At 68.4% G+C, this 21,420-nt stretch carries 29 protein-coding genes; 14 read left to right on the plus strand and 15 right to left on the minus strand.

The genetic code is table 11. The annotated features are described in order from the left end of the window. Positions 1 to 55 precede the first annotated feature (55 nt). The 3 genes from F1C15_RS15625 to F1C15_RS15635 are packed head-to-tail and all read right to left on the minus strand — an operon-like array spanning position 56 to position 1,058. Entirely contained in the window at positions 56 to 433 is a 378-nt protein-coding gene (locus F1C15_RS15625; RefSeq protein WP_185234576.1) for a hypothetical protein, read from the minus strand. Continuing rightward, positions 430 to 621 carry a hypothetical protein gene (locus F1C15_RS15630; RefSeq protein ID WP_185234578.1) on the minus strand — a complete coding sequence of 64 codons (192 nt, stop codon included), beginning with the start codon at positions 619 to 621 and terminating at the stop codon, positions 430 to 432. Before F1C15_RS15630 ends, F1C15_RS15625 begins: the two co-directional genes overlap by 4 nt. Next, the gene (locus F1C15_RS15635; RefSeq protein ID WP_185234580.1) at positions 618 to 1,058 is read right to left on the minus strand and encodes an Asp23/Gls24 family envelope stress response protein; all 441 of its coding nucleotides are present in this window, start codon (positions 1,056 to 1,058) and stop codon (positions 618 to 620) included. The genes F1C15_RS15630 and F1C15_RS15635 overlap by 4 nt, the downstream gene beginning before the upstream one ends. Before the next feature lie 258 nt (positions 1,059 to 1,316). On the opposite strand from F1C15_RS15635, the gene F1C15_RS15640 reads away from it, so the two are divergent. Beyond that, a complete protein-coding gene (locus F1C15_RS15640; RefSeq protein ID WP_255465633.1) occupies positions 1,317 to 2,033 on the plus strand; it encodes a TetR/AcrR family transcriptional regulator C-terminal domain-containing protein in 717 nt (238 codons plus the stop codon). Positions 2,034 to 2,201: 168 nt separating this feature from the next. Next, on the plus strand, positions 2,202 to 2,771 hold the full coding sequence (locus F1C15_RS15645; RefSeq protein ID WP_185234582.1) for a recombinase family protein: 570 nt from the start codon (positions 2,202 to 2,204) through the stop codon (positions 2,769 to 2,771). Position 2,772: 1 nt separating this feature from the next. Here F1C15_RS15645 and F1C15_RS15650 read toward each other — a convergent pair whose 3' ends face one another. Then, a complete protein-coding gene (locus tag F1C15_RS15650) occupies positions 2,773 to 3,402 on the minus strand; it encodes a TetR family transcriptional regulator (protein WP_185234584.1) in 630 nt (209 codons plus the stop codon). A gap of 181 nt (positions 3,403 to 3,583) precedes the next feature. On the opposite strand from F1C15_RS15650, the gene F1C15_RS15655 reads away from it, so the two are divergent. Further along, on the plus strand, positions 3,584 to 4,333 hold the full coding sequence (locus F1C15_RS15655) for an SDR family NAD(P)-dependent oxidoreductase (protein WP_185234586.1): 750 nt from the start codon (positions 3,584 to 3,586) through the stop codon (positions 4,331 to 4,333). Positions 4,334 to 4,712: 379 nt separating this feature from the next. Further along, entirely contained in the window at positions 4,713 to 4,973 is a 261-nt protein-coding gene (locus tag F1C15_RS15660) for a hypothetical protein (RefSeq protein WP_185234588.1), read from the plus strand. A 151-nt stretch (positions 4,974 to 5,124) separates the two neighbouring features. On the opposite strand, the gene F1C15_RS15665 is transcribed toward F1C15_RS15660, so the two are convergent. From F1C15_RS15665 to F1C15_RS15675, 3 genes are all read right to left on the minus strand, one after another. Further along, positions 5,125 to 5,310 carry a hypothetical protein gene (locus F1C15_RS15665; protein WP_185234590.1) on the minus strand — a complete coding sequence of 62 codons (186 nt, stop codon included), beginning with the start codon at positions 5,308 to 5,310 and terminating at the stop codon, positions 5,125 to 5,127. 1,173 nt (positions 5,311 to 6,483) lie between these two features. Further along, a complete protein-coding gene (locus F1C15_RS15670) occupies positions 6,484 to 6,762 on the minus strand; it encodes a hypothetical protein (RefSeq protein WP_185234592.1) in 279 nt (92 codons plus the stop codon). Continuing rightward, the gene (locus F1C15_RS15675; protein WP_185234594.1) at positions 6,759 to 6,992 is read right to left on the minus strand and encodes a hypothetical protein; all 234 of its coding nucleotides are present in this window, start codon (positions 6,990 to 6,992) and stop codon (positions 6,759 to 6,761) included. The genes F1C15_RS15670 and F1C15_RS15675 overlap by 4 nt, the downstream gene beginning before the upstream one ends. Positions 6,993 to 7,647: 655 nt before the next feature. Here F1C15_RS15675 and F1C15_RS15680 point away from each other — a divergent pair. The 4 genes from F1C15_RS15680 (at position 7,648) to F1C15_RS15695 (ending at position 9,606) form a co-directional block, all read left to right on the plus strand. Continuing rightward, on the plus strand, positions 7,648 to 8,214 hold the full coding sequence (locus F1C15_RS15680; RefSeq protein ID WP_185234596.1) for an RNA polymerase sigma factor: 567 nt from the start codon (positions 7,648 to 7,650) through the stop codon (positions 8,212 to 8,214). After that, positions 8,211 to 8,864, plus strand: coding sequence for a hypothetical protein (locus F1C15_RS15685; protein WP_185234598.1), 654 nt, complete (start codon positions 8,211 to 8,213; stop codon positions 8,862 to 8,864). The genes F1C15_RS15680 and F1C15_RS15685 overlap by 4 nt, the downstream gene beginning before the upstream one ends. Then, entirely contained in the window at positions 8,861 to 9,199 is a 339-nt protein-coding gene (locus tag F1C15_RS15690) for a hypothetical protein (protein WP_185234600.1), read from the plus strand. The genes F1C15_RS15685 and F1C15_RS15690 overlap by 4 nt, the downstream gene beginning before the upstream one ends. A gap of 134 nt (positions 9,200 to 9,333) precedes the next feature. Continuing rightward, a complete protein-coding gene (locus tag F1C15_RS15695) occupies positions 9,334 to 9,606 on the plus strand; it encodes a hypothetical protein (RefSeq protein ID WP_185234601.1) in 273 nt (90 codons plus the stop codon). A gap of 278 nt (positions 9,607 to 9,884) precedes the next feature. Here F1C15_RS15695 and F1C15_RS15700 read toward each other — a convergent pair whose 3' ends face one another. Next, positions 9,885 to 10,265, minus strand: coding sequence for a DUF2382 domain-containing protein (locus F1C15_RS15700; protein ID WP_185234603.1), 381 nt, complete (start codon positions 10,263 to 10,265; stop codon positions 9,885 to 9,887). A gap of 101 nt (positions 10,266 to 10,366) precedes the next feature. Beyond that, on the minus strand, positions 10,367 to 11,197 hold the full coding sequence (locus F1C15_RS15705) for a PRC and DUF2382 domain-containing protein (RefSeq protein WP_185234605.1): 831 nt from the start codon (positions 11,195 to 11,197) through the stop codon (positions 10,367 to 10,369). Positions 11,198 to 12,064: 867 nt separating this feature from the next. Between F1C15_RS15705 and F1C15_RS15710 the strand changes: the two genes are divergently transcribed. From F1C15_RS15710 to F1C15_RS15720, 3 genes are read left to right on the plus strand one after another with little or no spacing between them, the layout of a single operon-like run. Continuing rightward, positions 12,065 to 13,720 (plus strand): FAD-dependent oxidoreductase, encoded by a 1,656-nt coding sequence (locus F1C15_RS15710; RefSeq protein ID WP_185233938.1) that lies wholly within the window; start codon positions 12,065 to 12,067, stop codon positions 13,718 to 13,720. A 53-nt stretch (positions 13,721 to 13,773) separates the two neighbouring features. After that, positions 13,774 to 14,073 (plus strand): rhodanese-like domain-containing protein, encoded by a 300-nt coding sequence (locus F1C15_RS15715; RefSeq protein WP_185232396.1) that lies wholly within the window; start codon positions 13,774 to 13,776, stop codon positions 14,071 to 14,073. After that, complete coding sequence (locus tag F1C15_RS15720; protein WP_185232398.1) at positions 14,070 to 14,387, plus strand: metal-sensitive transcriptional regulator; 318 nt, start codon at positions 14,070 to 14,072, stop codon at positions 14,385 to 14,387. Before F1C15_RS15715 ends, F1C15_RS15720 begins: the two co-directional genes overlap by 4 nt. 67 nt (positions 14,388 to 14,454) lie before the next feature. On the opposite strand, the gene F1C15_RS15725 is transcribed toward F1C15_RS15720, so the two are convergent. The 6 genes from F1C15_RS15725 to F1C15_RS15750 all read right to left on the minus strand — a co-directional run bounded on the left by F1C15_RS15725 (position 14,455) and on the right by F1C15_RS15750 (position 19,096). Further along, positions 14,455 to 14,811, minus strand: a complete 357-nt coding sequence (locus F1C15_RS15725; protein ID WP_255465617.1) for a tautomerase family protein — start codon at positions 14,809 to 14,811, stop codon at positions 14,455 to 14,457. A 118-nt stretch (positions 14,812 to 14,929) separates the two neighbouring features. Further along, positions 14,930 to 15,649, minus strand: coding sequence for an FAD:protein FMN transferase (locus F1C15_RS15730; RefSeq protein ID WP_185234607.1), 720 nt, complete (start codon positions 15,647 to 15,649; stop codon positions 14,930 to 14,932). A gap of 4 nt (positions 15,650 to 15,653) precedes the next feature. Then, positions 15,654 to 16,172: an FMN-binding protein gene (locus F1C15_RS15735; protein ID WP_199732409.1), complete on the minus strand. Its 519-nt coding sequence runs from the start codon at positions 16,170 to 16,172 to the stop codon at positions 15,654 to 15,656. Further along, a complete protein-coding gene (locus tag F1C15_RS15740; protein WP_255465634.1) occupies positions 16,169 to 17,449 on the minus strand; it encodes a ferric reductase-like transmembrane domain-containing protein in 1,281 nt (426 codons plus the stop codon). Before F1C15_RS15740 ends, F1C15_RS15735 begins: the two co-directional genes overlap by 4 nt. 353 nt (positions 17,450 to 17,802) lie before the next feature. Beyond that, positions 17,803 to 18,531: a VIT family protein gene (locus tag F1C15_RS15745; protein ID WP_185234617.1), complete on the minus strand. Its 729-nt coding sequence runs from the start codon at positions 18,529 to 18,531 to the stop codon at positions 17,803 to 17,805. A 67-nt stretch (positions 18,532 to 18,598) separates the two neighbouring features. Beyond that, entirely contained in the window at positions 18,599 to 19,096 is a 498-nt protein-coding gene (locus F1C15_RS15750; protein WP_185234619.1) for a DUF2231 domain-containing protein, read from the minus strand. A 205-nt stretch (positions 19,097 to 19,301) separates the two neighbouring features. On the opposite strand from F1C15_RS15750, the gene F1C15_RS15755 reads away from it, so the two are divergent. Genes F1C15_RS15755 through F1C15_RS15765 form a run of 3 tightly spaced genes read left to right on the plus strand, consistent with a single transcriptional unit; the run spans position 19,302 to position 21,419 of the window. Then, a complete protein-coding gene (locus F1C15_RS15755) occupies positions 19,302 to 20,102 on the plus strand; it encodes a phosphatase PAP2 family protein (protein ID WP_185234621.1) in 801 nt (266 codons plus the stop codon). After that, a complete protein-coding gene (locus tag F1C15_RS15760) occupies positions 20,099 to 20,761 on the plus strand; it encodes a DedA family protein (protein WP_185232404.1) in 663 nt (220 codons plus the stop codon). Before F1C15_RS15755 ends, F1C15_RS15760 begins: the two co-directional genes overlap by 4 nt. Then, the gene (locus tag F1C15_RS15765) at positions 20,748 to 21,419 is read left to right on the plus strand and encodes a response regulator transcription factor (RefSeq protein ID WP_185234623.1); all 672 of its coding nucleotides are present in this window, start codon (positions 20,748 to 20,750) and stop codon (positions 21,417 to 21,419) included. Before F1C15_RS15760 ends, F1C15_RS15765 begins: the two co-directional genes overlap by 14 nt. Position 21,420: the final 1 nt, after the last annotated feature.

Below are 21,420 nucleotides of genomic sequence, written 5' to 3' on the forward strand. Positions count from 1 at the left end.
CGGGGCGAGTGGGTTTCGCGTCGGGCGATGCGGGTGTAGGTGGAGCGGCGATTGCTCACTTCACTCGTCTTTCTTGCTTGATGTCAATACCGGTGATGGTCACGATGACGCGGGTGATGGTGGACCCGGTGAGGGCCTGGACCCGGGTGCGGATGGTCTCTTGCGCGGCCTTCGCCCGGTCCAGGACACTTCCACCGGTCCGGGCGACAACGTCATCACCGTTCTGGACGCGGTCAAGGGAAGGCACCCGGATCGGGGTGGAGACCGTGAGAGAAAGGGAGCCGCCGTCGTCGGCGAGGTCGACCGAGACGTTCTTCGCGGTGACGCCGAGGGTGTCGGCGGTGACGGCCGAAACGACCCGGTCAAGGGCCCGGGGTGCGATCTTGGTGCGTCCGGGGTGGGCGGTGTCGCGGGTCGTTTCGGTGGTCGTCATGACGAAGAGCGCTTTCCGCGGAGGGCGTCGAGGATGCTGGTCGGGTCGAGCTTGCCTTCAATGATTCGGCCGATGAGGGCGCCGACCACCATGGCGAGGGCTACGAGGACGAAGAACCCAAACCCGAACGCGATCCACGTCAGCACGAGGGTTGCTGCGATGGCGATGCCGGTGGTGGTGGGGGTCACTTGACTCGGCTCTCGTCCTCGTTGTCGTTGTCCTCGGAGGGGATGAAGACGTCGGCGATGGTGACGTTGATCTCGGCGACCTGCATGCCGACGAGGTCCTCGATGGCCTGACCGACCGCAGCGCGTACGTCGTCGGCGACCTGCTGGAGGGCGACGGGGTACTCGGCGATGATCTTCACGTCGGCTGCGACCTGGGTCTCGCCGACCTCGACGCTGATGCCCTGGCTGTGGTCGGTCTGACCGACACGGTCGCGGAGCGCGCCGATGGCGCGGGCGGCGCCGCCGCCGAGGGCGTGGACGCCGGGGACCTCACGGGCGGCGATCCCGGCGATCTTCGACACGACGCCGTCGGCGATCTCGGTCTTGCCGAGCTCGGTGCTGTGGCCAGGGGTGGTCTTGGCGACGGTGGCGGGGGTGACAGGGGTGGTGTTCGACATGATGAGCTCCTTCGAGATGTTCAGCCGCGAATGCGGCCGAGTTGAGGGTCTGTAAGTCAGCTACGTCTAGGACGCTGCGGAACGAGCAATCGTCACGGTCCACCTCGCAGCTGAGAGCAATCAACTGTGCGCCTTACGGTGTAAGTACGAGGAAAACGTACACTGTAAGTCCGGGTAACGTGAACCACTGGCGTGCAAGTGACCGTTTTGCGCACTCTGGTTGGTCATGCGCCACTGATCGAGGAGGAGTCATCGACCGTGGTAGCTGGCAAGAAGGCAACTCAGATCACCTCGGCGGCGCCGAGGCTTAGTCGAGACCTGATCATTGCGACAGCGCTGGAGCAGATTGACCGCTCTGGCCCGCAAGGTCTTTCAATGCGATCTCTTGCTCAGGAGCTGGGCGTGGAGGCCATGTCTCTGTACCGGTACGTGCACGGAAAGGAGGACCTGCTCGAGGGTGTCATTGCGTTGCTCATGAGCAACCTCACGTCGCACCTCGCGGAGGCTGAAGGGGCGCACTGGCAAGAGTTCCTCCAAACGGTGGCTCATGCGGTGCGGCGGATTGCGACGGACCACCCCAAAGCATTTCCCCTCGTAGCGACTCGTCACCCCGCGGCCCCCTGGCTCCGTCCACCGCTTCGAAGCGTTGAAGTCGTCGATACGTTCCTGAGTGCTTTGACCGCTAACGGATTCACGGATCCCCTGGCTGTGAACGCATACCGAGCCTTCAGCAGCTTCCTACTCGGGCAGCTCCTACTGCAGTCCGTGGTCCGGGGGGCCGAAGCAGGGCCTGCAGAGGAACCGCTTGATGAAGGGAGTGCTGTCGTCCCAGAAGGCGACGGGAGCATGTCCTTGGACAACGTGCCGGAGGTTCGGCGTCTGCGCAGCCTGCTGAGCGAGGACCGCAGTGACGAAGAGTTCGAGATCTCCTTGGAGGCGCTCCTCGACCGCATCGCCCGCGATGTGTCGCAGTGAAGCGAATTAGAACACCGGATTAGGGGAGCGGTAGCCGGTCGTTCATCGGGACACTCTTCGCGACCGTGTTTGGCCGGCTGAGGTCAAGCGGCGCCTGGCCTGCGAATTCGCGTATGCCTGTCCCGCAAAAATGCCCGGTGAAGGGGGCTTGAACGCTACAGTTGTCCGATGCTCATCGGTTACGCCCGCGTCTCGACCTCGGGGCAAGATCTTGCAGCACAACGTGACGGTCTTGCAGCACTTGGTGTTGACGATCAACACGTGCATGTTGACCACGGCCTGTCGGGCGCGACTCGAGCCCGGCCAGGCCTCCGTGAGGTCCTTGCTGCGTGCAGGGCCGGCGACGTCCTGGTGGTCACGAAGCTTGACCGTCTTGCTCGGTCGCTGCGTGATGCGACCGACATCGCGGACGAGCTGACGAAGAAGGGTGTCGCCCTCAACCTCGGGGGAGCGGTCTACGACCCTACCGACCCCGTCGGCCGGCTCCTGTTCAACGTCCTCGGGATGGTGGCTGAGTTCGAGGCTGACCTGATCCGTGCGCGCACGCGGGAGGGTATGGCGATCGCGAAGGCCGCAGGCAAGCTCCGAGGCCGCAAGCCCAAGCTCACCCCCTCGCAGGAGAAGCACCTCGTGCAGCTGCACCGCACAGGCGCCCACACCACGAGCGACATCGCCGAGCTGTTCGGCGTCGCCCGGTCGACCGTCTATCGCGCGATTCAGCGAGCAGGCCAGGCCTAATTCATGCCGAGCAGGCCGCGCCAAAGAGTAAAGGTCTGAGCGCTGAGCAGACACGGGTCAGGCTGTCGTTCAACCGGTCCAGCATCGCTTCTCGACCCTCGTCCTCGTTGCGCCGATTGCGCAGCTCGGCAAGAAAGACACCATGGCATGCTCCTGCGATCGCCATCGGAACCGCATTGTTCTGATCAACACCTTCTACGAGTGCGACGTGTCTTGCGAGTGCTCGCTTCCACTTCTCCCAGTGCTCGTAAGCACCGGAGGTGAGGGAGGGATGGGTGTCGAGGAGTTGGAACCGCTCGAGCCAGACGTCGCTCGAGAGGACCGCCGAACGTGTGGACGAGACCACGGCCACCTGGACGGCCCCCAGGGGGTCGACGCCGGGCTGCTGCGCCCGGAGGCTCTCCTTGAGCGACTCAATGGTCGCGTCGAAAGGCGCCCAGATCACCCCGGGCTTCGAGCCGAAGTAGCGGAAGAAGGTCGTGCGGCCAATGCCGGCGGCCGCCGCGATCGCGTCGACGGTGACGGCGTCGTAGCCGTCGCGGAGCATCAACGACAATGCGACCTGCTCGACGGTCTCACGTGACGCCGCCGGGGGGCGACCCGGCCCGCGCGCGTCCGTCTCTGTTGCCATGTCCCTCAGCCTAGGTGCGGCCGACGAGCAGCTACCCGTTGCCCCCGCCGTGATGCTCTCAGCCATTGTGGTACTGCGGCCCACTATGTTGAGAGGTGCCGACAGGGTCCCCACGAGGGGCCGCTGCCGACTCGGTAAGGCACACCGTCGTGCCGAGAGACGTCAGAAGGAGAATCCCGACATGGGAAAGCTAGAGGGCAGAGTTGCCATCATCACCGGCGCGGCACAGGGCATGGGCGAAGCCCACGTCCGACGCTTCGTCACCGAGGGCGCCAAGGTAGCGCTCACCGATTTGAACGCCGAGCGTGGGCAGCAGATCGCCGACGAGCTCGGTGACTCCGTGCTCTTCGTCAAGCACGACGTCACCTCGCTCGCGGACTGGAAGCGAGTCGTCGCCGAGGTCGAGGAGCACTTCGGGGCCCCGGTCACCGTCCTGGTGAACAACGCGGGCATCATCGGCCCGGTCGTGAACACCGTGGACATCGAGGAGGACGACTACCTCAAGGTCGTCGCCGTGAACCAGCACTCGCAGTTCTACGGCATGAAAACCGTCATCCCCTCGATGCAGAAGGCAGGCGGCGGCACGATCGTGAACATCTCATCGACGGCAGGGATGGTTTCGATCGTCGGCGCCCCGAACCTCGCCTACGTCGGAAGCAAGTTCGCCTCTCGCGGCATGACGAAGCACGTCGCCGTTCAGTACGGGCCCGACAACATCCGCGTCAACTCGGTCCACCCCGGCTACATCAAGACCCCGATGATGGCTGCCGCGACCGACTCGGACGGCGGCGGCATCGCCGACGTCGTGCCCATCCGTCGGATGGCAGACCCCGACGAGGTGTCCAAGCTGGTGCTGTTCCTGGCCTCGGAGGACTCGTCCTACGTGAGCGGCATGGAGCACGTCATCGACGGCGGACTCACCGCCTCCTGACTCAGGCAAGCACTTCAGCGATGAGGGGGCGGGTGCGCGAAAGCGCCCCGCCCCCTCGTCGTGTCTTCGACCGGCGAAGCAACGGCTGCTCGATGATGGTCAAGCAGGCACTATGTGTCCGAACGCCCGATGGGGGATCGGTTGTCGACACGTAGGGCCGGGTGCTTGCAGGTTGTAGTGCCACGCTAGGCCGGAATTTTGGCCTGCAGGTCGGTTGGTACGTACGCGTGCGCGTACACCGGTCGTGGGCGAACCGGTACCCCTGATCCTTGCGGGCTATCCGATCTAGTCTGTGGGTGGTCGTGCTCACCGAGGGGCCATGCGTGCCGGCAACCGCCGAGTCGTGCTCTCGGGCCCTCTCGGCGCCCACCGGTGAACCATGCAAGTAGTCCATCTACAGATCGATGGCCAGTCCTTCTTCCTCGAGCCTGACGAAGACGTCGACGCACTCGAATCGCTCATCCTCGAAGCGGTGAGAGAGGGGCCCTCGTTCGTCAGGTTCCGCGCAGCCGGCTACGGGATCGTCTCTGTCCTCGTGACGCCGCGCATCGGCGTCAGGTTCGACACCCGGGAGGTCGGGGAAGACGAGGTGGCCGACTGGTCATCGCACCCTCCGGACATCGATATCCAGTTCGAATAGGGAGCGGCTCAGGCCACATGTCTTGAAGCCTGGGAAGTGCTGGGCCATCTCGATAGCTGATCTCTCACTGGGGCGGGGCGCGGAGGTCGGTCGGACCGGCGTGCCTCGTCATGCGGTGCTGAGGAGGGGTATGTGGCTGTGAGTGGTCTGTTCAGAGGTGTTTCAACGTCAGAGCTGCGTCGATGAAGGCGTTGATGACGAGCTCCTCGTAGGTGGGGTCAGCTGGAATTTGTCGAGGCGGGACGATGTCATTGGCTCTGTCGGGCTGGGGACGGTGGCGGGGATAGGGCACGATCTTGATCGGCTTGGTCTCCGGGGCGCTCTCGTACAAGCTCATGCATTCCTCCCTCCCGTGAGGATGGCAGACGCTGCCTCTGCCCGGGAAGCGAAATCGCCTCTCATCCGTTTCCTCGTCCGTGGTCCGTGCCTGTTAGGGGCCAGGACGATCACGAGTTACCGTGCCTGTGCAGCCCAGACCCCGCTGTGATCGGCAGGGCGTCTGGTTCCCACTGGGCGTCCTGTCTCGATCCGACCAGACTGCTCTCGGCGTGTGCACGGTCGCTCCCTGCAGGCCAGGATCGACGCGTGACCACCTCAAGCCTTGACGCTGCTGACTATGACGTTCCCGACAGGGTCAGCAGGGAAGTCATGTCGAAGCAGGGGGCTCGGCCGCGGGTGTCGCGGGCGGCCCTGGCGTCTTTTCCCGAGGGGGAACCTCGGTTCGGCTACGTCCTTGATGACGATGGCCAGCTCTACGTCCGTCCCAACCAACAACGGCCTGTCCGGTAGGGGATCGTTCATCGCTCGTGACCATCAGGTGGAGCGCTAGGCGTTCAAAGCGCCGGACCCGTCGTTAGCCGTAACCGTTCGACGGGTGTCGCTGGGTCGCCGTGGTTCGGGCCACGGCGACCCAGCAGGGCGGGGCGGCGTTGCTCCGCCGGGCCTCCACCTCGGCCGCAGCTAGGGATCTGCGGGTGCGTGGTGCACGGGTGGAGACGATCAGGTGAGTGAGCACTCAGGTGCCAGGGGACGTCGAAGGTGGCTTCCCGTCTGAGAGACCAGACCATATTCGTGCGTCTTGTTCACCGAGCCGTGGCACTGCGAAACGCTGCAGGAGGTAGGCGACGAGTTCGTGGTGGGGAAGTTGCCGCAGTGAGTTCGGGTAGACAGCGCTCTTGACGAGGGTTGTTCGGAGTCAGTCACGGTCGGCGAGCAGGGGGCCCATGTCCAGGGGTTCCGTCTCCGGCAGGGCAAGTCCGGCTGAGGGGGTGACGGGGGCGTTGAGCGCAAGGTTCGGGTCAGGCAGTGGCATGGCGTGTGGTGTCCTCGAAGAAGAAGTCGGCGTAGGCAGGCCCCATCTCGACGGGGCTGAGGCGGCGTCGGCGTTCCCGCCGGGGATAGATGACGATCCGGGCCCGAGGGACGTCCGGCATCGAGAGGTACGTGCTCGGCCGGCACTCAGGCGCGCGCTGCGGGTCGGGAGCTGGAGCGGCCACCTCGGGCGCCTTCGTCACCGGCCGTGCGACCACGGCAGGAGGCGTCTGCTGAGCGAGCGAGGCCGACCTGGATGGGCGGACGGTGCGGTCAGGGCTGCCTGGGCCTGGGGGAGGGTGTCGAAGGTGCCGACGACGTCGCCGCGGGCGTTGGTGGTGATGAAGGTCCCGACGAGTTGGACGGCACCGGCGATGTCCTTGCCGGTGCGGCTCGTCCACATGCCGGGGCCCGTCTCGTGCCAGGTCACCGCGGAGGCGCCGGTGGCCGTCGTCCTGCGGGGCAGTGTGGTCGTCATGCGGCGTCTCGGGCGGTGGCGTCTGCGCGGAGGCGGGCGGTTGCTGCGGTGAGGTCGCTGTAGTCGCCGAGGTACTGGCTGAAGCAGTCGCGGACGTAGAAGTGGTCGCCGTGGTGGTCAACGGTGCCGGCAAAGGCGCCGTCGGCGTTGGCGACCCAGAAGCCGGGCTCGGCCTCGGTGAGGGTGATCGCGGCGAGGCGGGTGGTGGGTGCGGGCGCGAGCAGGGTCACGGGTGTTGTTCCTCGATCGGGTCAGGCGGGAGAACGCACCGTCCTCGTCGGGTCGAGGAACTCCAGGTGTGCGTCATTGGTAGGTCGGAACGACTCCACGTTTCGTCACACCGGTCTCCAAAAATCTTTCCGGTCTATGGCTGGGGACGCGGTGTCAGGCGCGGAGCTGAGGGGACAGCGCCCGTCCCAGGAGCAATCCGAGAGCACGGACGATGCCTCTCACGTGCTCTGGCGCTCCCGTCCTGACGGGTGTGCGCCCTGGTGCGTCCAGGCTCGTGCGGATCTGGCCGTGGGCGGTCTGCCGCGCATCTTCAAGACTCTGGAAGGGAACAGCTATCGGAGGGGTACCGCTGATGGTGACGCACTGAAGAGCGGCCACGACGGCACCGTCACGATTGGCCACCCAGACGCCGGGCAGCTCTTGACACCAGGTCGTCGTCCGCGTCTCGGAACGGACGACGTCAGACAAAAGGGACGTTGTTCCCGAGCGGGATCCGCGGGCGGTGTCCATGGGCGGTGGCGTCTCCGAGAGAAGGGGCGGTCGCGTCCGGTGGCGTGACCTCTGCTACCAAGTCGTGACGGGGAAGCGATTCGTCACAGACGCCCGCGCTTTTCTCGTCGGCACGTGCAGCCGTGGACCGGGTAGAACTGACGGATGTCCGATCAGCCGCGCCGTGTCGACCTCGCGGACGCTGACGACCACACCCTCGTCGAGCGTGCCGGTCACGGCGACGTCCGGGCGTTCGAAGTCTTGGTCCGCCGCTACGGGCCGTTGATGCGCTCCTACGCGCGGCGGGTCCTGGGTCGTTCCGACGACGTCGACGACGTCGTCCAGGAGACCTTCGTCGCAGCGTGGAAGCAGCTGCCGTCGATCGAGGACCCGGCGAAGGTCAAGAGCTGGTTGATGCGCATCGTCAGCAGACGGTGCGTGGACAGGATCCGGGCCCGGCGTGACCACGACGACATCGCCGACCACGACTCCGAGGGGTCGGAGCATGAGACGCCCCACCGGATCGTGGAGGCCAGATCGCGGGAGCACGCGCTGACCCTGGCGTTGGAGGCGATGCCGGCAGCCCAGCGTCGGGCCTGGATCCTCAAGGAGATGGGTGGGCACTCCTACGACGAGATCGCGGACGACCTGGGGCTCCCTGTGTCGACCGTCCGGGGGCTCCTCTCCCGGGCGCGGAAGAACATGATCACCGAGATGGAGGCATGGCGATGAGCGCGGACCTTCCCGACGACCTCGAGGCCGCCGGCGTCAGCGGCGACGACGTGAAGACACTGTCGCTCGAGCACGACCGGCTCGACGGGCACACCATCGACGAGCTCGCCGACTACCTCGACGCCGGGATGACCCCGGCAGACCCGACGATCGACGACTCACCCGCCTGCCAGAACGCCCTCGACGCCCTCACAAGAGTCCGCATGCTCTCCCACGGAGCCCTCGAGGCCGATGCGCTCGACGAGGACGCCCGCGAGGACGACTGGATCACCGAGATCATCACCAACATCAGCCTCGAGGCCCACGCCGGCCGGGACATCCCCCTCCCGCCGCTGAAGAAGACCGAGAACTCCGTCATCACCGAGGGAGCCGTCCGCAGCATCGTCCGCCGAGCCGGCGACACCGTCGACGGTGTCCTCATCGGCAGGTGCACCCTCGAGGGCGACGTCACCACACCCGGCGCCCCGGTCGTCGTCCGCGTGTGGGCACGCATCGTCCGTGACCACGGCGCGACGAAGGACGCCGTGACTGACGCGGTGTGCTCAGCCGTCGAGGAGGCGCTGCGGACGCACACGGAGATGAACGTCGAGAGCATCGACGTCACGATTCGCGCCGACGGCGCAGCGCCCGTCCGGGAGGAGGAACGATGACCAGCCACGAACTCGGCGACGACGCCCGTGACGCACTGGCCCTCGAACTCGAGACGCTCGTCGACGACATCCCCGGTGTGGCGCACATCTACCAACCACGGGCGACCCTGCCCGCTCTCCTCGCAGCCCGGCAGGCGCCCGATCCCACGACGCCACCACCGCCTCCCCGGATCGAGATCTGCGACGACGGCGTCATCGCCCTCACCATCGCCACCGACGCCGACAGCATCTCGCCCGACGTCGCCCACCGCGTCCATGACGCCCTCATGGCTTACCTGGACAAAGCGGGCATCACAGCCACGAGGATCGACGTCCGCATCGCGCGCGTCGACTAAGCCCCCCCGAGGTTCGGCTTAGTGCGCAGCGCCGTAAGCCTGCTGGGGCGTCTTCGCAGCCGGTTGACCGGCGGGTCTGCGGTGCGCATGCGATTTCGTGCGTCTTGTTCACCTGGCGGGGGTATCAAGATCGCATGACGAAGAAGATCGACACGGCCGCGAAGGAACTCATCCAGGCAGTCGAGAAGCACGCCCAGTTGTCGGGTCTGAAGCCGGTGCCGCCGAAGAAGGTGGCACGAGCTGCCGTAGACCTTCGAAAGGCCGCCGCGGCGTACACCGCTGTGGTGGAGGAACGCACGGGACAGGTCAACCCGTTCATCGACGTCCTCGACGCCGGCACGGTCGACTCGCTCATCCGAGAACGAGACCGGCTAGCCAAAAAAGCCCGCAAGGCCGACAAGTCCTAGGGGCGGTACCGGGTCAAGAATTCATCCGCTCGTAACACTCTGCTGCTGTCTCGAGGCGCACGATGGGCCGATGACCTTGCTGGCATGCATCGACACCGAGTGCGGCGGAGTGGGACTCAGCAGTGACCACAGCGTTACGCCTGACCAGCGAGAAAGGCGTGAGTCCGAACAGGCTTTCTGTTCGCTCTGCGGCCGCTCGTGGCAAGTCACCGCGTGGCCTGCCATGGACGAGGTCAGCGCCTGGCCTTAGCCCGCGTCCCTCCAGACTGAGGTCGCGTCTAAGGAATCAGGTCGACGTCGACGACCTCACGGGCGACCGTCGCGTCGACGGGCTCCTGGGTGACGACCCGGTCGACGATCACCCGGACCCGCTCGACCGGCACGACCTGTCGGCCGAGCGTGAGCTGCTCCTCGTGCAGCACCATCTCGATGACCCGCGGCCCGTCCTCGGAGGGCGTCGCGGCTCCCGACGCCACCTCGTCCCTGTCGACGGGCTCGCGGGTGATGCGGAGTTCCTCGCGCCGGACCGTCACGGTGATCGTGCGCTCCTCCTCGACGACGACCTTCTCGTAGCGGATCCGCTCCACGGGCTCGGCGACGGTGCGCACACGGAGCTGCTCCTCGTGGCGGACCACGGTGATGGGGTCGTCGGGGTCCATGGTCGTTCTCCTGCTCGGCTGGGCCGTGTGGTGTCGTCATCGGGGAAGAAGCGGAGGAGCGGGGTGCCGGGGACGCCGGCACCCCGCTCCTCGTCGTGGGCCTACGGGCGGGTCGTGGTGTCCCGGGCCGTGCCGTCCTCGTCGAGCTCGATCTCCTCGTGGGAGACGTCCTCGGTGACCTGCTGCTGCTCGGTGACGGTCTCGGTGCCGAGCTTCACGCGCTCGACCGGGACGGCCTCCTTGTCGACGACGACGCGCTCCTGGTTGAGCACGACCTCGTGCTCCTCCTCGCTGAGCGCGGGGCCGTCGAGGGCGTCGCCGACGTTGGCGTCGGTGATGGGCTCGCGCTCGAGGCGGACCTCGTCGTGCGAGACGGGCACGGTGACGGTCTCCTGCTCGGTGACGACGTACTTGCGGAGGCGGGCACGGCCGGCCTGGGTGGTCTCGGTGCCGACGTGGAGCTGCTCCTCCGAGCGGGTCATCGCGTCGTCCGTGTCAGGGCCCGAGGTGTCGTGCCCGGCCGACGCGGTGGTTGAGACGTCGTCGGTGCGGTCGGTGTCGACGTAGCCCGCACCGGCCGTGGTGTCGACGTCGCGGTCGCCCGTGGTCGACGAGGTACCGCCGCCGAGACCGTAGTGGCTGTAGAGGCGCGCCTCCTCGTCCTCGCTCAGGGCACCGTCAGCGTCGATGCGCGGGGCGTCCTTGACGGTGGCCTTGTCGTAGGAGACCGTAAGGTCCTCCCCGACGAACGTGGCGTCCTCGACGGGCACGAACGACTCGGACGTGCCGAAGAAGCCCGTGTTGACGGTGACGAACTGGGCGTGGCCGCCGGCCTGGTCGACGTAGACCTGCTGCACGGTGCCGACCTTGTCGCCGTTGCGGTCGGTGACACGGGCTCCGAAGAGTCCAGAGATGCTGTTGCTGTCGATCATTCGTTCCTCCTGTGGTGCGGTGGTGGGGAATGGAAAGGGGCTGCAGCAGTCCACAGGCCAGAACGAGTACCAGCTGCGGCTGCTGATTACAGGCGTACCCGCCTTCACTCCGCGTCCCACGAACGGGGGACAAGACCGATCACGCTTGGCCAAGGCGGATATTGATTCACGGACCTGGCACGAGGTCGTGGATAGTCCGAGGGGGGCCACAATGTTGCTGTGACTTCCTCCCCTTCGAGCTTGGATGCTGCTGACTACGACGAGGGCACGACACCTGCTCGTCGTCCCGCTCAGGGAATCCAGGACGTCATCCCGAAAAGCGTGCTTGCGTCCTTGCCGGAAGGTTCCCGCACCTTCGGTTACATCGTGACCGACGAGGGACAGTTCCTTGTCCGAGCATCTGAACCGCGCTCGCACTAATGAGCCCGCGACCATTGCTGTCGGTCTCACTTAGTACGCCCAACAATCCGGTGCTCCACTTATCCATGCCCGATAGGGGATCCCTCACCGAGAGGGATTCCGGGCCGACCTACCGAGACGATCCGCGTTCTGCAACTACGGGAGAGTGGCCGGCGCCGTCGAGCGTCCCGCGACCGATCGACTTCTTCGCGGCCAGGCGGAGGTCACCGTCCGAACAGGCGCGAGAAGAAACTGCCCTCGCTCTTTTCCTTCACGTGGCCAGGGCATCGGTCCGCCCGTCGCACGCCGGCCATCACCTGGTCGACATGCTGGCCACAGCCAGCCCAACTTGCCTTGCCGCACACCTTGCAGGTCACCTGTCGGCACATGGGGAGTCCTCTCGTTCAACGGTCGCCGTCGACTGACGGCACTAGACAAACGTATACCCCCCGGGGTATCGTGGCAAACATGAGAACGATCATCATCGGAGGTGTCGCCGGCGGTATGTCCGCGGCGACTCGACTGCGTCGCCTGGACGAGAGTCGCGACATCCTGGTCTTCGAGCGGGGCGCGTACGTGTCCTTCGCCAACTGTGGCCTGCCCTACCACGTGGGCGGCATCATCCCGGATCGCTCGTCGCTGCTGCTGCAGACGCCCGAGTCCTTGTCCGCGCGCTTCGCGCTCGACGTCCGCGTCCGCCACGAGGTCACCGCGATCGATCCCGCCGCCAAGACCGTGGAAGTCGTGGACCTCGCGACCGGGCGACGCTCAGTCGAACCGTACGACGACCTCGTGCTCGCTGCGGGCGCTGGAGCCTCGGCCGGCGTGACGGCAGGCGTCATCCCGACGCACACCCTGCGCAGCGTCGATGACGTCGACCACGTCAACGCCGTTCTCGACGGAGCCCCCGGGCAGGCCGACGTCCTCGTGATCGGGGCAGGATTCATCGGCCTCGAAGCCGTCGAGAATCTCCTTGCCCGCCATGCACGGGTCACCCTCGTGCAGCGTGGAGCGCACGTCCTCTCTCCTCTCGACCCCGAGATGGCCGCTCCGGTGCACGACGCGCTCGTCGCCGCCGGCGTCGACGTCCGCACGGGCACGACGGTGACGGGGACATCCGGTGGCCTGGTGGAACTCAGCGACGGAACGACCGTCGCCGCTGATCTCGTGATCGAGGCAAGCGGTGTCCAGCCCGAGAGCCGCCTTGCCCGGGAGGCGGGACTCGTCATCGGGCCCACCGGAGGAATTGCCGTCGACGCTCACCAGCGGACCAGCGACCCGTCGATCTGGGCGGTCGGAGACGGCGTCGAGAAGATCGACCACCTCGACGCTGAACCGACCCTCGTGACCATGGCAGGGCTCGCCAACAGGCACGGCCGGGCTGCGGCGGACGACATCGCCGGCGCCTCCTCGACCGCAGCCCGGCCCGCCCTCGGGACGTCGATCCTCGGCGTCCTCGGACTGACCGTCGCGTTGGTCGGGTGGAACGAGAAGCGTCTCCGCGCGGCAGGACGTGACGTCCGGGTCGTGCACACCCACCCGTCCTCGCACGCCGGCTACTACCCAGGAGCACAGCAGATGGCGATCAAGTTGATGGTCGACCCGGTGACCGACCAAATTCTCGGCGCCCAGATCGTGGGGCGTGACGGCGTCGACAAACGCATCGACGTAATCGCCGTTGCGATGACCGCCGGCCTCACCGGCAGTGCCCTCTCCGAGCTCGAGCTCGCCTACGCACCCCAGTACGGCTCGGCGAAGGACGCGATCAACATGCTCGGCTACGTCGCCGAGAACACTGCAAGAGGTGCGACGCGCACAGCGCAGTGGCACGAACTCGACGCGCTGATGGCGTCCGGGGCGACCCTGATCGACGTCCGTTCAGCGGCTGAGCACGAGGCAGGTTCCATCCCCGGTGCCATCTCGCTTCCCCTGGACGATCTCCGGGCTCGGCACACCGAACTGCCGGCCGGGCCGCTCGTGGTCCACTGCCAGGTGGGTCAGCGTGGCCACACGGCCGCCAGACTCCTCACCCAGCTCGGCCACGACGCCCGTAACCTCGACGGCGGCTGGCTCACCTGGCGCGCCGGCATCGCAGCCCACCGCTCTGCCACAGCAACAGCCTGACCCCACGACACTCGCAGAATCGCCGATCCGAAAAACTCCACGAAAGAGAACCCATGAACCAGATCACCGTCGACCAGCTCGCCGCCCTTGAGGACCCCGTCGTCATCGATGTCCGCGAGGCAGACGAATACGCCAGCGGCCACGTCCCCGGCGCCCGCAACCTCCACCTGTCCCAGCTCGAGGATCGCCTGGGCGACGTGCCCACGGGCACCCCGGTGCACATCATCTGCCAGTCCGGAGGCCGAAGCGCCCGCGCGACCGCCACACTCACCGCCCACGGCTACGACGCCGTCAACGTGGAAGGCGGCACCTCCGCATGGATCGCCGCCGGCAACCCGGTCGACCGCGCATGACCGACACCGCCCCCACTGACGGCGCCCTGCACGACCCCGCCGCGATCCGCAAGGTCGCCAACCGTCTCAAGCGCGCCCAAGGACAGCTCGCCGCCGTTATCACGGCGATCGAGAACGGGGGCGACTGCCGCGACGTCGTCACCCAACTCGCCGCCGTAAGCAGCGCCCTCGACCGCGCTGGCTTCGCTATCGTCTCGACCGCGATGCGCGAATGTCTCATCGCCGACGAGGACACGAAGCCCGTCGACGGCATCGCGGCGGGGCGCAAGCTCACGGTCGACGAGATCGAGAAGCTCTTCCTCACCCTCGCCTGAGCGCACCATGGAAGTGTCCGTCAGGCAATCGGCTGTCGCGACAGTGTTGGGGCACTGGTGTTGGTGGTCAGTTTCCCGGGGTGGTGAGTTCTCCTGTCGTGTACTGGGCGCGGCCGAAGCCGAACGACCAGTCGGCGGGGCCGTTCTCGACGAAGCCGATCACCAGGTCCTCGCCGGCGACCCCCGCCGCGGCCAGGTTCTCGGCCAGGGTGCGGAAAAACTCCTGCTTCTCGTCGGTGCTGCGCCCGGCCTGCGTGAAGATCTGGATGATGACGACCTGCTCGGAGCGCTCGATGCCGAGCCCCACGTCGAGGGCGGTGAGACGGCCGGGGGCGTGCTCGGTGACGATCTGGAAGCGGTCGCGCTCGGGCAGGCCGTACACGTCGACGAGGGTCCGCATGAGGGTGTCGCCGATCGCGGCGATCTACTCGTCCGAGCGGCCCTCCACGAGGTCGATCCTGATGAGGGGCATCCGTGTCTCCTGTCGTCGTGGCGGGGCGGGAGCGGCGGCTCCGGCACCAGCTGTACTCGGGCCGCCTGGGTCACGGCCCCGAGCTGGACGCGGGCTCACCCGTGCGGTCGACCGTGACGATTTTGACGGGCCAGCCCCGTTCGGCGAGCGACCTGGTCGGGGGGCCGCCGGCGAGGATCGCGGTGGCGAGGACGTCGGCGGTCATGAGGTCGTCGGCGACGACGGTCACCTGCCGGTAGGTGCTCTCCGGGTCGGTCCGCCAGACGTGCTCGCCGCGCTGGCTCGTGCCCGAGGTCGCGACGGCTCGTCGCGCGCCGTGGAGCGACACCACCCGCAGCACGTGCTGCGGGTGGTCGGGGTCTGCCAGCGCGACGTTCCACGGGTGCGCGGGTGTGCCTCCTCGGGTCAGGATGTCGCCCCCGGCGTTGAGGCACCAGCGCTCGTGGCCGGTGGCGTCGAGGACGTCGCCGGCGGCCTCGGTCGCGGCTGCCTTGATCGTGCCCGCGAGGTCGACCGTGCCGTCGGGGCGGTGTGGCGTGAACGCCCCTGCGGTGTCGGCACGCCAGCGGAGGGCTTCGGCGTAGCACTCCCTGTGAGCGTCCGACGAGCGCAGGAGCGACAGCCGGCCGTCGGCGATCCGCGACGCGGGGGAGTCGGGGCGCCAGCGGCTGAACTCGCGGTCGAGGTCGTCGAACACCGCCTCGACCGCGTCGAGGGTCGCCGTGTCGGGAGCGCCGCCGTCGACGAGGACCGACACGACGGTGCCCATGGCGCGGAAGACGTGGGTCACCGTGTCACCGGGCCTGGTCGAGGGCGGACTGCAGCGACTGGAGGTACCCGTCCGAGGTGTAGGTCGCACCCGAGACGGTGTCGATCGACGCGGACTGGGCCGCGACGGCCTCCTGGGCCAGGACGGGTGCGGCGCGGGCGCTGATCTGGACGCTGCGCCCGTCGTCGTCGGTGAGGTGCAGCGCGGTGACGTCGCCGAAGGTCCCGCCGCTGATCGTCACCTGCACCTGGACGGTGCCGTAGCGGGTGGAGACGGCCGTGCCGGTGTACGTGCCGTCTGTGAGGCCGGTCGTGGCGGCGGGACTGCTGCCCGAGGTGTCCGACGACGACGGGCTCGACGACGGGGCCGCACCGGCGGTGCCCGAGGTGCCTTCGGTGCCGGTGCCGCCCGACGACGGAGCCGCTCCGGCCAGTGGCTGCACGAGCGAGGTGGTGGCGGACAGCTGGGTCACGGTCGACTCGACGCCGACGGCGAGGATGCCGGCGGAGACGAGGAGGCCGCCGATCACGATGCGTGCTCTCACCAGTCGAACCTCTCCCTGTGCAGCTGGTCGGCCGGCAGCCCGGCTGCGGCGGCGTCCTGCTCGACGAGGTCGCTCCAACGTCCGGGGCCGCAGACGTACAGGTCGGAGTGGGCGAGGTCGGGGAACACGCTCGCGGCCGTGACGCCACGCGAGGTGTCGCCCTCGGCCAGCCAGGACGCGGGCCCCCTGCCCCGGGGGCCGACGCTGACGGCGACCTGGTGACTGCGGGCGTGCGCCCAGGTGACGATCTCGTGCCAGAGGAACGTCTCGCGCTCGGACCGGGCGCGGAGCAAGATCGTCACGGCCCCGGGGGGTGCGTCGAGGCGCTCGAGGAACGCCCGGACCGGGGTGACGCCGATGCCGGAGGCGGCGACCGCGACCCTCGTTGAGGTGCGGACGGCCTCGGTGAAGATCCCGTAGGGGCCGGCGAACGAGACACGGGTGCCGGGGCGGAGGGACGCCAGGGAGGCGCTGCCCCGGCCCAGGGCGCGGACCGTGAGGCGCATGCCCGTCGCGGTCGGCGCGGCGGAGAGCGAGATCGGGTGGGCGTGCCACCAGAGCCCGGGCGCCCAGAACCGCCACACGAAGAACTGGCCGCCGACCGCGCCGAGGCGGTCGAGGTCACGGCCGTGCAGGTGGACGGAGACGACGTCGTCGGCGATGCGCTCGACGCCCGTGACGACCACGCCGTGCCGCAGGGACCTGAAGGCGGGGAGCGCGAACCGGAACACGGCCACCGAACCGAGTGCCACCACGTACAGGGCGATCCAGTACGCGCGCTCCCAGCTGCCCTGCGCGAGCATCTGCCCCTGTGAGAGCTGGTGGGGGATCGCGACGGCGACGGCTGCGTACGAGAGCAGGTGGATGGCGTGCCACCCCTCGTAGGGGAGCACTCTGCGGACCGCGACGATCGAGGTCCACACCACGGCGACGAGGCCTCCCAGGCCGAAGAACGCCAGCAGCACGTCGGGGGTGTTCCACAGGCCGACTGTCTCGGCCACGACGCTGTCGCCTGCCTCGACCGCGTAGCCGCCGATGAGCAGGCCCGCGTGCGTCAGCAGCAGGTACAGGGCCGGCTTGCCGAGCTTGCCGTGATGGGCCATCGCGGCGTCGTGACCGACCAGCCGGTCGATGACGGGCAGGCGCGCGGCGAGGACGAGCATGACCAGGATCAGGTCGGTGCCCACTAGGCCGGTGACGATGCCGGCGGAGATCAGGACTTGCCCGGGGCCGGAGACGTCGACGCTGCCCGAGGTCAGCCAGAGGGTGACCGCCATCGCCGCAGAGGCCCACACGGCGATCCCCAGCAGGTCGACTGCTGCCCGGCGACGGCGTGCCTTGGCGGCAAGGGGACGGACGGCCGTGAGGTCGCGTCGTGAGGTCGACCGAGTGGGTGGGGAGGGCGGAGCCGGTGGGGTGTGGTGCAACGTCGCGGTCATGGTGTGTCCGTTCGGGAGCGGCCTGCCGAGCCTGCGGGTCTCACCGGAGAGGTGGACAACACCGATCAGAACGCGTGAACCTATGGGCCACCTATGACAAAACCCGGGTCAGGCCATGGGTTCTTGATGCTCTCGGCAAGTTCCCGAGATGGGGGTTTTCTGAGTCGGTATGTGCTGTCGGGGAGGCCGGCTCAGGCGATCCCGGCGGTGCCGAGCAGGGTGCCGACGAGGTAGGTCGCCGCCAGGGCGAGCGCGCCGCCGACGACGACGCGGAGGGTCGCGCGTCCGACGGCACCCTGGCCCAGGCGTGCGCCGAGTGCGCCGGTCGCGGCGAGGGCGAGGAGCACGACCAGGACGGTGACCGGCACGCGCAGCCTGGCAGGCGTCAGCAGGATGGCCAGCAGCGGCAAGATTGCACCGGCGAGGAACGCGATGGCGGACGAGAGGGCGGCGTGCCAGGGGTTGGCGACGTCGGCCTCGTCGATGTGCAGCTCGGCCGACAGGTGCGCTGCGAGGGCGTCGTGCTCGGTGAGCTCGGCGGCGACGCGGGCGGCGGTGTCGTCGCTGAGTCCCTGGGCGCGCCAGAGTGCGGTCAGCTCCTCGAGTTCTGCCTCGGGGTCGGCGGCCAGCTCAGCGCGCTCTTTCTCGATGAGTGCTCGTTGGCTGTCGGTCTGGTTGCTGACCGAGACGTACTCACCGAGGGCCATCGAGATCGCGCCGCCGACCAGGGCGGCGATGCCGGCGGTGGCGATGGCCGGGGTCGATGTTGTCGCCCCGGCAACACCGACGACGACTGCGGCGACGGAGACGATTCCGTCGTTTGCGCCGAGGACGCCGGCACGGAGCCAGTTGAGGCGCCCGGCCAGGCTCCCGGCGTGGGGCTCGTCGGGATGGGTGGGGAGAGGTGACGCGTCAGTCATGACGCCATCACAGCACCCGAGGGGTTCGGCTGCCACGCAGCGGAGCCTGCCCTCACCATCTCGGGTGTCATCCCTCGCTCGAGTCCGACCAGACGGCCTCCGCGCCGGAGTGACCGATCCGGACCGTCGTGACGATCCCGCCGATGCTCGTCCCCACGGCCAGCACGATCAGCAGGGCGCCGACGATCAGTCGTGCGCTGCCACGGACCGCAGGACGAGGCCGCTGCGCCTCAGGCGTCAGCACCCAGTGCTGCCACGCCCACTGCGCCACGGCCACGACGAACACCGCGATCGCCCAAGGAAGCAGGGTGTCGCCCAGCTCCGTGTGGGTCTCGAGTAGTGCGCTGCCACCGACCCGCTCTTCCAGCGATTCACCCGACGACGTCGCGAGGGGCACGGCGATCAGCGAGACCAGGGCGATCAGTGGGGTGATGATGCCGAGTCGTCGTCGAAGCGCGGGCCAGAATGCCCCGACCAGGATCAGCAGGGACGCTGTCGGGAACGCGACGGTGACGAGGTGGACGATGAGCGGGTGCAGGGGGAGGCCGTTGAGCTGCCAGTCCATGGATGGTCTTCTCTTTCTCGCAGTTCACGGCGATCAAGTCGCGATTAATGCCCGGGGTGAGGGCGAGGAAAAACCCCGTAGTGACTTTCGCGCGTCAGCTCCCAGAATTCCCCCAGAAACTCGCTGGGCAGCGACGGCCCGGATGCTGACGAGCCCGCGAGTACGTCTGGGCGGTTTCTGGGACGGCCGGGCGGAGCCTGCGTGCATGACCGTCTTGCACCGTGCGCCCTCATCGGCGCCTCCTCGCGGCCGCACCGCGCCTCCTGTGTTCCCCGCCGTCCGAGCGGTCGTCCACGACCGGGCGTGGGCGGCGTGGGGCGCGACCGGCATCGTCGGCGTGGTCGTCGCGGGGCTGCTGATCACCGCGGGCGCGGGCGGCGTGAGCGAGGTCGACCTCGACCTCGTGCAGCGCGCGAGCCGTGCGCACGTTCCGGTGCTCGACGAGGCCTCCTTGCTCGTGGATCGCCTGCTCGCGCCGCAGCTGGGCGCGGCCCTCGTGCTGCTGCTGGTCGTGGCGGTGTGGGTCGTGAGCCGTCGCGCGGCTGCCGCCCTCACGGTGCTCGGCGTCGCGGTCGGGCCATGGGCCGCGGCCGAGCTGGTCAAGCTCGTCGTGCAACGCGACCGACCCGACCCAGGGCTCCTCGTCGACCCCCTCATCATCGAGCCGCACTCCTTCTCGTTCCCGAGTGGCCACACCGCCCTCGCGACAGGGCTCGCACTCGCACTGGTCCTGATCGCCTGGGGGCATCGCCGCACAGGGGTCGTCGTCGCCATGTGCGGGGCGGCGGTGGCGGTCGTCGGGCTGTCGCGCGTCTGGGTGGGCGTGCACTACCCGAGCGACACGCTCGCCTCGGTCGTGCTCGGCTGCTCGGTGGTGGCGCTGGCCCTGCCGCCGTGGCTGCGCCTCCTCGACCGGATCGAGCAGCGCTCGGTGTCGGCCCACCCCCTCGGGCCGTCGGCGCCGAACCCCTCCGCGACCACCGACCCAGGACGGACCCGCTCATGAGCATCCTCGACCCCCAGACCCTCCTCGCCGGCATGGGCCCGTGGGCCCTCGGCGGCCTGTCGCTGATGATCTTCGTCGAGTCGGGCCTGCTCTTCCCCTTCTTGCCCGGCGACTCTCTGTTGGTGACCGCGGGCCTGCTGCACCAGAGCCTCGGGCTGAGCGTCACCGTGATCGCCCTCTGTGCGTTCCTCGCGGCGGCGGCCGGCGACCAGGTGGGGTTCTTCCTCGGCCACCGGTTCGGGCGTCGCTGGTTCCGCCCCGACGCTCGCGTGCTCAAGACGGCACACCTCGAGCAGGCCCAGGCGTTCTTCGAGCGGCACGGCGGCAAAGCGCTCGTGCTCGGCCGGTTCGTCCCCGTCGTCCGCACCTTCGTGCCCCTCGCCGCCGGCACCAGCGGCTACCCGTACCGCCGGTTCATCGTGTGGAACCTCACCGGTGCGTTCCTCTGGGCCGTCGGCATGACGGTGCTCGGATCACTGCTCGGTGGCCTACCGTTCGTGGCAGACCACATCGACCTGCTCGCCGTCGGGCTCGTCGTCGTGTCGGTGCTGCCGATCGTGGTCACCGCCCTGCGGCGTTCGCACGCCGCCCGGGCCTCGAACGACACCGAGCCGACGACGACGACCAGAGACGAGGAGGCGGTGGGTGACCGGTCCTGACACGCGCCCGCGCCTCCTGCTGGTCGAGGACGACCCTGGACTCGGGCCCATCGTGGCCGACGTGCTCGGCGAGGCCTGGCAGGTCGACCTCGTGGCCGACGGCCGGCGGGGGCTCGAGGCCGCACGAGCTGGTGGGTACGCCGTGCTGGTCGTCGACCGGCGCCTCCCGGGGCTCGAGGGCACCGAGCTCGTCGCGACCCTGCGTCGGGAGCACGTGACGACGCCGGTGCTGATGTTGACCGCGCTCGGCACGACCGCCGACCGCGTCGCGGGGCTCGACGGCGGGGCTGACGACTACCTCGTCAAGCCGTTCGAGTTCGACGAGCTGTTCGCCCGGCTGCGCGCCCTGACGCGGTCGTTCGCCGCCGAGGAGCGCTGGCTCGACGTGGGGGAGGCCCGCCTGTATCCCGAGAGCCGCATCGTCGTCACTCCGTGGTCGAGCCGCGTCGTGCTGAGTGAGCGGGAGACCGCCCTGCTCGCCGAGCTGGCCCGCCACCCCGGCCACACCTTCGACCGGGCGGACCTGCTCTCCCGGGTGTTCCCGCACGGCGAGCAGCTCGGCACCGTCGACACCTACGTCAGCTACCTGCGCCGCAAGATCGACCGCGACGTCGTGCTGACCGTGCGCGGGCGCGGGTACCGGGTGGGTGCCCTGTGAG

Origin of the sequence: Frigoribacterium sp. NBH87 (genome assembly GCF_014217665.1) — a bacterium.
GTDB lineage: Bacteria > Actinomycetota > Actinomycetes > Actinomycetales > Microbacteriaceae > Frigoribacterium > Frigoribacterium endophyticum.

Coding starts and splice junctions, on each gene's coding strand:
- F1C15_RS15695 (WP_185234601.1), top strand. CDS start 9,334: ATGACGAAGAAGATCGACACGGCCGCGAAGGAACTCATCCAGGCAGTC.
- F1C15_RS15750 (WP_185234619.1), bottom strand. CDS start 19,096: ATGGACTGGCAGCTCAACGGCCTCCCCCTGCACCCGCTCATCGTCCAC.
- F1C15_RS15665 (WP_185234590.1), bottom strand. CDS start 5,310: ATGAGCTTGTACGAGAGCGCCCCGGAGACCAAGCCGATCAAGATCGTG.
- F1C15_RS15660 (WP_185234588.1), top strand. CDS start 4,713: ATGCAAGTAGTCCATCTACAGATCGATGGCCAGTCCTTCTTCCTCGAG.
- F1C15_RS15700 (WP_185234603.1), bottom strand. CDS start 10,265: ATGGACCCCGACGACCCCATCACCGTGGTCCGCCACGAGGAGCAGCTC.
- F1C15_RS15655 (WP_185234586.1), top strand. CDS start 3,584: ATGGGAAAGCTAGAGGGCAGAGTTGCCATCATCACCGGCGCGGCACAG.
- F1C15_RS15745 (WP_185234617.1), bottom strand. CDS start 18,531: ATGACTGACGCGTCACCTCTCCCCACCCATCCCGACGAGCCCCACGCC.
- F1C15_RS15690 (WP_185234600.1), top strand. CDS start 8,861: ATGACCAGCCACGAACTCGGCGACGACGCCCGTGACGCACTGGCCCTC.
- F1C15_RS15720 (WP_185232398.1), top strand. CDS start 14,070: ATGACCGACACCGCCCCCACTGACGGCGCCCTGCACGACCCCGCCGCG.
- F1C15_RS15760 (WP_185232404.1), top strand. CDS start 20,099: ATGAGCATCCTCGACCCCCAGACCCTCCTCGCCGGCATGGGCCCGTGG.
- F1C15_RS15650 (WP_185234584.1), bottom strand. CDS start 3,402: ATGGCAACAGAGACGGACGCGCGCGGGCCGGGTCGCCCCCCGGCGGCG.
- F1C15_RS15645 (WP_185234582.1), top strand. CDS start 2,202: ATGCTCATCGGTTACGCCCGCGTCTCGACCTCGGGGCAAGATCTTGCA.
- F1C15_RS15715 (WP_185232396.1), top strand. CDS start 13,774: ATGAACCAGATCACCGTCGACCAGCTCGCCGCCCTTGAGGACCCCGTC.
- F1C15_RS15710 (WP_185233938.1), top strand. CDS start 12,065: ATGAGAACGATCATCATCGGAGGTGTCGCCGGCGGTATGTCCGCGGCG.
- F1C15_RS15740 (WP_255465634.1), bottom strand. CDS start 17,449: ATGGCGGTCACCCTCTGGCTGACCTCGGGCAGCGTCGACGTCTCCGGC.
- F1C15_RS15635 (WP_185234580.1), bottom strand. CDS start 1,058: ATGTCGAACACCACCCCTGTCACCCCCGCCACCGTCGCCAAGACCACC.
- F1C15_RS15680 (WP_185234596.1), top strand. CDS start 7,648: ATGTCCGATCAGCCGCGCCGTGTCGACCTCGCGGACGCTGACGACCAC.
- F1C15_RS15670 (WP_185234592.1), bottom strand. CDS start 6,762: ATGACGACCACACTGCCCCGCAGGACGACGGCCACCGGCGCCTCCGCG.
- F1C15_RS15625 (WP_185234576.1), bottom strand. CDS start 433: ATGACGACCACCGAAACGACCCGCGACACCGCCCACCCCGGACGCACC.
- F1C15_RS15685 (WP_185234598.1), top strand. CDS start 8,211: ATGAGCGCGGACCTTCCCGACGACCTCGAGGCCGCCGGCGTCAGCGGC.
- F1C15_RS15705 (WP_185234605.1), bottom strand. CDS start 11,197: ATGATCGACAGCAACAGCATCTCTGGACTCTTCGGAGCCCGTGTCACC.
- F1C15_RS15755 (WP_185234621.1), top strand. CDS start 19,302: ATGACCGTCTTGCACCGTGCGCCCTCATCGGCGCCTCCTCGCGGCCGC.